This is a genomic window from Microcoleus sp. S13_C3 (assembly GCF_036700905.1).
In the GTDB taxonomy this organism is placed as follows: domain Bacteria; phylum Cyanobacteriota; class Cyanobacteriia; order Cyanobacteriales; family Microcoleaceae; genus Microcoleus.
In genome coordinates, this window is sequence record NZ_JAUBPT010000256.1 from 1 (window position 1) to 6,687 (window position 6,687).

5 protein-coding genes are annotated in these 6,687 nt (G+C 44.1%); 1 reads left to right on the top strand and 4 read right to left on the bottom strand.

Features of this window, described 5'->3' with window-relative positions; all coding sequences use genetic code 11:
- Nucleotides 1-315 precede the first annotated feature (315 nt).
- The 4 genes from QUA16_RS34940 to QUA16_RS34955 all read right to left on the bottom strand — a co-directional run bounded on the left by QUA16_RS34940 (nt 316) and on the right by QUA16_RS34955 (nt 5,444).
- Nucleotides 316-3,000: a carboxypeptidase-like regulatory domain-containing protein gene (locus QUA16_RS34940; protein ID WP_333109223.1), complete on the bottom strand. Its 2,685-nt coding sequence runs from the start codon at nt 2,998-3,000 to the stop codon at nt 316-318.
- Nucleotides 3,001-3,088: 88 nt separating this feature from the next.
- Complete coding sequence (locus QUA16_RS34945) at nt 3,089-3,970, bottom strand: fimbria/pilus periplasmic chaperone (RefSeq protein WP_333181727.1); 882 nt, start codon at nt 3,968-3,970, stop codon at nt 3,089-3,091.
- A 22-nt stretch (nt 3,971-3,992) separates the two neighbouring features.
- A complete protein-coding gene (locus QUA16_RS34950; protein ID WP_333109220.1) occupies nt 3,993-4,544 on the bottom strand; it encodes a hypothetical protein in 552 nt (183 codons plus the stop codon).
- Nucleotides 4,545-4,745: 201 nt separating this feature from the next.
- Entirely contained in the window at nt 4,746-5,444 is a 699-nt protein-coding gene (locus QUA16_RS34955) for a hypothetical protein (protein WP_333109219.1), read from the bottom strand.
- Between the two features lie 1,037 nt (nt 5,445-6,481).
- Here QUA16_RS34955 and QUA16_RS34960 point away from each other — a divergent pair.
- On the top strand, nt 6,482-6,643 hold the full coding sequence (locus QUA16_RS34960; protein WP_333109217.1) for a hypothetical protein: 162 nt from the start codon (nt 6,482-6,484) through the stop codon (nt 6,641-6,643).
- Nucleotides 6,644-6,687 lie beyond the last annotated feature (44 nt).

The following is a 6,687-nucleotide window of genomic DNA, read 5'->3' on the forward strand; positions in this document are numbered from 1 at the left end:
CCGTCCAAAAAGGACGGGCGGGACGCCCATCCCACAATAACAATTAAAATTGTAAGTTATTTAATTCGCGATCCTTAATATAGTTAACTAATATCAAACGGCTTTGTCCCTCAATACTCCAGACAGTTTTTGGAACGATATTACAAGCTTACGCGGGGCAAGGATCATAAAAAATTCGAATTAAATGCAAGTCTGGGGTGGAGCTGACATTGATTTAATTATCCACAGGGGCTGCGAAGTCAAGCGAGAATAAGCCATTGGGCTATATAAAAAGTGTGCGGACTATTGTTTATAGATGGACTCATTTAATAACTCTCACTGGTTACGAATGGAACTGCCACCTCCAGAATTAGGCAATTGCAGGTCTTGATCAAATAAAAAATCATCACGTATTTCTAACGTTCGCGTGGGTAAACTTAAGGAGGAATTTGGTAAATTTTGAGGTGCTATCCTTAGTGTATAACGGCCGATGGGGACACCATCAATCCGATACAAGCCAAACTGATCGGTGGCAGTAGTTTTGATAACTTCGCCTGTGGCATTGAGCAACTCAACTTTGATACCTGCCACCGATTTGCCATTTGCATCCAGAACTCGTCCTGCTAACCCAAATTCTGGCCTGACCGTAAAATATAAACTGGTAATCGCACCAGCCGCAACCTCGGCGGTATAAGTGGTTTTCACAGGAACTAAGGCAAAAGGTAATTGCTCTGGGTCTAATTCAACAAGATAAACACCTTCAGGTAAATTGCCGATCAAAAAATTCCCTTGGGAATCAGTTTTAGTGCGCGTAAGGAGATTATCGCGACTGACCTCAATTTCAACACCCTCTAATTTTAAACCCGGCAAATTGCTGCCCCCTTCGATCTGAATGCGACCAGTAATTTGACCCCGGTTTTGACCGATAGCACTATTTTGAGCTGGAATAAATCTGCCTTGATCGACAGTAAAACCTGCAACTAAACTCACAATTAATTGTTGATAGTTAAAGCTTTGAAATGAACTTCTACCGGGCAAACCTTGATACTCAGCCCGAAGCAGTACACCAGAAAATACAGGCAAAATCGCACCAATAATCGGCCTTACTGCTCCCGTTTCATCAGCGACAACGCCTAAGCGATAACTGAGGCGATTAAGGGTGAAAGGAGTATAACTATAAATCGCACGGTAGCGAGTGGAAAGATTCCCGCTAAATTCCGCACTTAAAGAGAGTTGATCTTGTAAACTCAAACTATAAGCAACATCTACCAATTTGCGATCGCCCGTGACATTGGCAGACAGCCTAACGGCGTTATTAAGCTGGTAAAACGTATCCAATACATAACGACCATCTAGATCGGGTCTGCCACTTAAATAAAGACCTTGCATAGGACGCCAGTTAAAAACGGGTGCCAGGTATTGAGCAGAATTTGTTTCATCCTGGCGACTGCGGGCAATTAAGCCCAAAGCCAAGCGATCGCTTACTCTATAACTGAGGTTCGCACTGTGGTCAAATCGGCTTTTTTCTTGATTGCTAGACAGGTAGCTGGCTGGAAAAAATTGAGAGGTGGCGAAGAACTGCCAGGGCGGAAGCTGAGCTTGTAACTCTGAAGTGTAAGCTGTTTTTCCATTCGAGGTACCCACAGAAGCAGCTAAAGTGAGCGGGTTAGCAACTTGCCAAATAAAACCTGCTTCTGCTTGCAATCTAGAACCGCCTTCGTTACGACTATCCGGCGCATTTTGCACCCCAGTTTCCACTGTAAAATTATCAGATAAGCCTTGCCTAAACTGATAAAAAGCAGTTGGCTGACTGGCTGGTTCAGAGTTGACTCTGCCTATATTCAGCTTATCGAACAAGTTACCACTAACCCCCGCCCCAGCCAAGTGAACAAATCCGCCTGCGGGTAGCAAGAGATCGGAAGTACCGATTCTTAGCTGGCGGATTTCAGCAGGAAAGTTGAAATTATTGCGATCGTAAATTAAGAATTCGATTTGGTTGACTGCGGAAGATAAATTAACATTTAAAAATTGGTATTCTCCATTCAGCCCGACCTGTTGCTGGGCAACAACAGTACCATCAACTCGCAGTTGCACAAAACTCCCAGGAGGAGCTTGGCCCCGAAATGTCCGCAGTGGTGCCGCTCGCCTAGGCAAAAGTTCAGTTCCCTGACTGGTTTCATAAAAACGCCCAGGTGGAAGGTTGGTATAGGCGATTTGTGCCCCTGTCATATCCAGATTTGACAGCAGGGGATGTAATCCAATCTCCTGTCTGCCTACTTGATAGCGAACTTCGCCTTCCCGCTTATACCAAAAGTATTCAGTGAGTGTTTGTCGATTCTGAAAATTGTTATCTGCACGGATGCGCCAACTTCCACCCCAAAGCCGCCCTCCCAAGACTGTAGAACTGAGCAGAGAACTGCTATTACCATTTTGAGAAAAATCCAGGTTTTCTCTCACAGTGGAAAAGCTGGTTTGGGGAGGGCGTACCTCAGCTTTAAGCTCGGTTTGCTGCGAAGCTGACCTAGCATTCGGCTGCCAAGGTAAATCGATAATCAGAGCAACTTCTGAAGCATCAAACTCAATCGGTGTGGCTAATTTCTCTGCAATGAGCGTATCGGTCAGGTAAATGAGGCCGTTAATAGTTTGGTAATCGCTCGGCTCTAGTTTCGTCGTGCCTAAAGGCGTGCTAATTTCGATGCCGCCGTTAGCAGAAAATTTTACAGTTATCCCAGTTAATTGAGCAAAATCATCTAGAGGAATGAGAAAGGTATTCTCATTTCTTAAAACTTCTAGATTGCCGACTTCTTTGCCTCGACTAATGACCCCTAGTAATAACGTTTCGGGCAGTAGCTTAACTTCATTACTAGGGGCATTTTCCTGTACCAATAAGCTGTTATTGCTGTTAAAGGTGGCAGGTTGCGGCTGCGAATATGAAAATTTTTCTAGCTGCTTGACAGTATTAATCGCCTCTGATTTATGAAATAAAATAGGAGGCGTCAGAGAGAGAATTAGGGATAACATATAGAGTCATTGCTAGCCTTCATTAATACAATTGGGCAAGGAAATTTATTCGCTAAAGTTGAAATCTAGCGAATAAAAACACAAGCTTTCAATTGTGAATCCTTAGCTCTTGGGCGCTAGGAGCAATAGTAAAAGGAATTCCCTCATCTATCGGCGTACCACTCAGATCGCCATTAATATCCAAAACGTACTTGCCGGGAGGAAGCTTTTTGGTGGTGTTGAGGGGAAGTTTGCGGCGGTTGTTGGGCAAAATTGGGAGCGTTGGTAAACCGCTTGCTTCCCAGACTCCATCGGGTAATTTTACATCTTTTGCGGCGACATTGGGGATGGGTTTTGTTGCTGCCGCACCCGCATATTTGTCAGCAGACCAAATTGCATACTCTCCCGCCATCCGAATGTGAGCATTTCCTTGATTGGATATATCAAAAATAGCTGTAACTGGATTACCTTTATCTTCCACTTGAACAGAATTTAATACACCAATTCTTTTAATATTACCGGCATAGCCGTAGACTGCGACTCCCAATCGACCAACAACGATCGCAGCACTCGATTTATTCTTAGCAGAGGGGACTTCCTCAAAGAAAATCATGGCTCGATGTTCTCCCTCTTCTGGTTTGACGCGGGGGCGTACAGCAATGCGGACTGTTTGCGTTTTTCCGGGAGGAATTGTAAAGCGCAATGGATTAATCAACAGCCACCGATCTAGGGATTTCTCTGTAGAATCAACAATTTGTACTTGATTGTTTTCATCTTGCACCCAGTTAGAGGTGGAGACTTGAATTTCAAGCGGTTGGGAATCACTATTTATTAACCGAATAGATTCGTTTTTCCCTGAAGAGTCAATCTGCAACTCTAACCGGGGCGGACTCACGGCAAAATTGCCAGCAATTCCGAGATCGCTACCAATCGCGATCGCTCCCAATATTGTAGCTATTGCCCCGAACAATTTTTTATTCAAATAGTGCATTTTCTCTAGTAGTTTGTAGTTTTTAAGGAACTTGTACCGTAACTCTTAAAGTTCCTTGGTATGCTCCTGCAACTTCAGCTCGCTCTAAGTTCAATCTAAACTCCACTCCTCCCTCGATAATATCAAAATTATTTTCGCGGGATACTCGAATCGGCGGCAAAGCCTGTAATGCCACCTTAATTTCCGAGTGGGGATGTTCGGGATTGCTGAGGGAATTGCTGCGCCCGTTTCCTGCGATTAAGTCATAGCTAACAGAGACAGATTGTAGCGGCCGATTTGCGGGTACGCGCATTTGCCAAAGAGAAGGAAGCGAGCGAACTAACTGAGTGTTTATTTGAGGAGCAGCCCTCAACATTTGCTCCCTTGTAGAAAATTGTTGAACGGTTGGACTTAATAAAAATTCTGATGAGCTAATAGAGGGTAAGACTAATTTCGGGCTAACTAATAAACGATAAGGTTCATCTTGCCGAGAGGATGGGGGCATAGCTAAAGCATTTGCCTGAAAACAGCCAGCAGCGACCATTGCAGCCAGACAAGTTTGCCATTTTACATTTAGTGAGTTGAGCTTTTTCATAAGATTATACCTGCCTTCTTTCATCTCAAAATAGCCAGAGCTTTCCTCGGCTTTATGACTGCTCTATCTTTAGTTACTGAAGGTGCGAACAGTAAAGAGAGCAATATCGGCAGAGTTAGCACCGATATTGCTAGCGTAAAAGCTTTGTACAAACGAGCTGGTTTTTCTCCTCTCTTCCCAGCTCAGTTTGCATGGAAATCACTACGGGTTGGTAGCCGTAATTGTGATTGACCCGCCAGTATAAGTTCCCGCTGTTTTAGCATTCGTTAGATTGAAGGTGAGGGTAGCTGTTCCAGTCAATGGGTTGTTACCCATACCAGTAGCTTTCCCTCCAGTATTCGCTGTAGCGCCCGCTGTCACAGTCATGGTCATAGTATCGCTCGTGGCTGTATTGGTCAGCGTACCCTTACCATCTGTTACGTCAACGTTGACATTAGCTCCCTTAGAGCTAGTTGTCCAAACATAGTAAAGTGGGCTAATGGGTACGTTTACCGCACTAGCACCTGCTGGTGCAGTGGCCGTTAAAGGGTCACTTCCAGTTGTCGTGCCTGCTTGCAGGAGTAATTCGCCTGATGCGTTAGGGGTGCCACCTAGCATCTGTGCAGGAGTTAAAGTCAGATTAATGTTACCCCACGTCTGAAGCTGAAGCACGTTGGGTACGCGCAGCGTTACGGGTACGGTGGCGTTTACAGTCTGCGCCAGTACAGGCGATGAGAACAGGGTACTCGCTAAAGCTGCAGGAGTCGCTCCCAGCGCTAAGCAGCTAAATAATTTCCAGGTTTTCTTCCGTGCAACGTGGGCAGGAGTTGAAGTGACGGCAGGTGCAGAAAAAAGATTTTTGAGAGAAGAAGATAGAGAAGAAAATAGAGAAGAAGATAGAGAAGAAGATAGAGATGGCATAGTTTAATACAGTAGTTTGAGTGACTAAGTAGTAGTTCCTAATTAATTACACACTATTTCTACTGAAACCCTTGCCTAGCAAGGAGTCTTTATGTAATTAATTTTGTGTGGTTACTTATGATAACCAGTATAGACCAAAATGCTGAGCTAAGCAAGGGCCATTGGCAAAAAGTTAGAAGGGAGTAGATTTTGTCAATACTCCTTTAGGCAGAAATATAATTAAATAATAATGATAATCAAATAAGGGGTAAGGGTGGGAGAGTCCGCCGTAAGCCGACTCTCCCACCAACAGCGATTATCATTATTAATAAGTTGTGGTCTCGATTGGCGTGGCACTGCGATCGATAACAGTGACGGGCGCGAGATAACAGTGGCGGGCGCGAGATAATAGTTGCACCGCCAGCGCACGGCAGCGTCGGGGAGCGCACGATCGATTGCGAGCGTTGGTACGATCGAACGATAGAATTGACAAATAATTGGGCGAGCGAGGCCTGGACCAATATTTCTTTGATACATCTTCTCAAACCCTCTTGACAACTGCCATACAAGCTTAACTTGTTACGAATGAGCAAAGGCAAAGGGTATCCCCTGCTTACAAGGCAGCGCTCGATTGTTGGGAACTGCGGGGTAATCTGTGGTATCAGAAACAATAGTCCGGACTATTTTTAATCACTAACGGCAGAATGCGAGTTTCAGCCTTCTCAGTGAGGTCAAATGCTAACGGTAGAATGAGGATTTCAGCCTCTGTCTCAAAAACTGTCCGGAGTATTGGTCCCTAAATCCTGTTTATTGCAGAGACAAGGTAGATAAGGGAGATAAGCAACATAAGGATTTTAAAGAATTTAAGCATTTTAAAATTCCCAAAGAAGCATCAAAATATTTATTTTAAAAGACCGTATCTTCCCTCCTCAAAAAATTAAAATATTCAACAATGATTACATAACTGAGGGAAAAAGCTAGTTGGGCAGAAATAAATCAGCCTATCAAAAGCTGCCTTGTCCTCAATAAAAAGCTTGTGTAAATTGGAGAATCAAAAAATGTCTGTATTACATCGCATTAAATCTGGTACATCTGTTTTATTAACACTGGGAACAGTTGCCGGAACCGCAGCGCCGATGCTAGCTCCCGCGCCTTCTTTTGCTCAGACAGCTTTTTCGGATGTTAATACCCACACTCCGCACTTCAATAACACTACATAGTATAGTACATTGCTAGGCCCGAATGAATAAGTAAAAATACTTAG

Excerpts from the sequence above, each read along its gene's own strand:
- QUA16_RS34940 (WP_333109223.1), bottom strand. The coding sequence starts at position 3,000 with ATGTTATCCCTAATTCTCTCTCTGACGCCTCCTATTTTATTTCATAAA.
- QUA16_RS34945 (WP_333181727.1), bottom strand. The coding sequence starts at position 3,970 with ATGCACTATTTGAATAAAAAATTGTTCGGGGCAATAGCTACAATATTG.
- QUA16_RS34950 (WP_333109220.1), bottom strand. The coding sequence starts at position 4,544 with ATGAAAAAGCTCAACTCACTAAATGTAAAATGGCAAACTTGTCTGGCT.
- QUA16_RS34955 (WP_333109219.1), bottom strand. The coding sequence starts at position 5,444 with ATGCCATCTCTATCTTCTTCTCTATCTTCTTCTCTATTTTCTTCTCTA.
- QUA16_RS34960 (WP_333109217.1), top strand. The coding sequence starts at position 6,482 with ATGTCTGTATTACATCGCATTAAATCTGGTACATCTGTTTTATTAACA.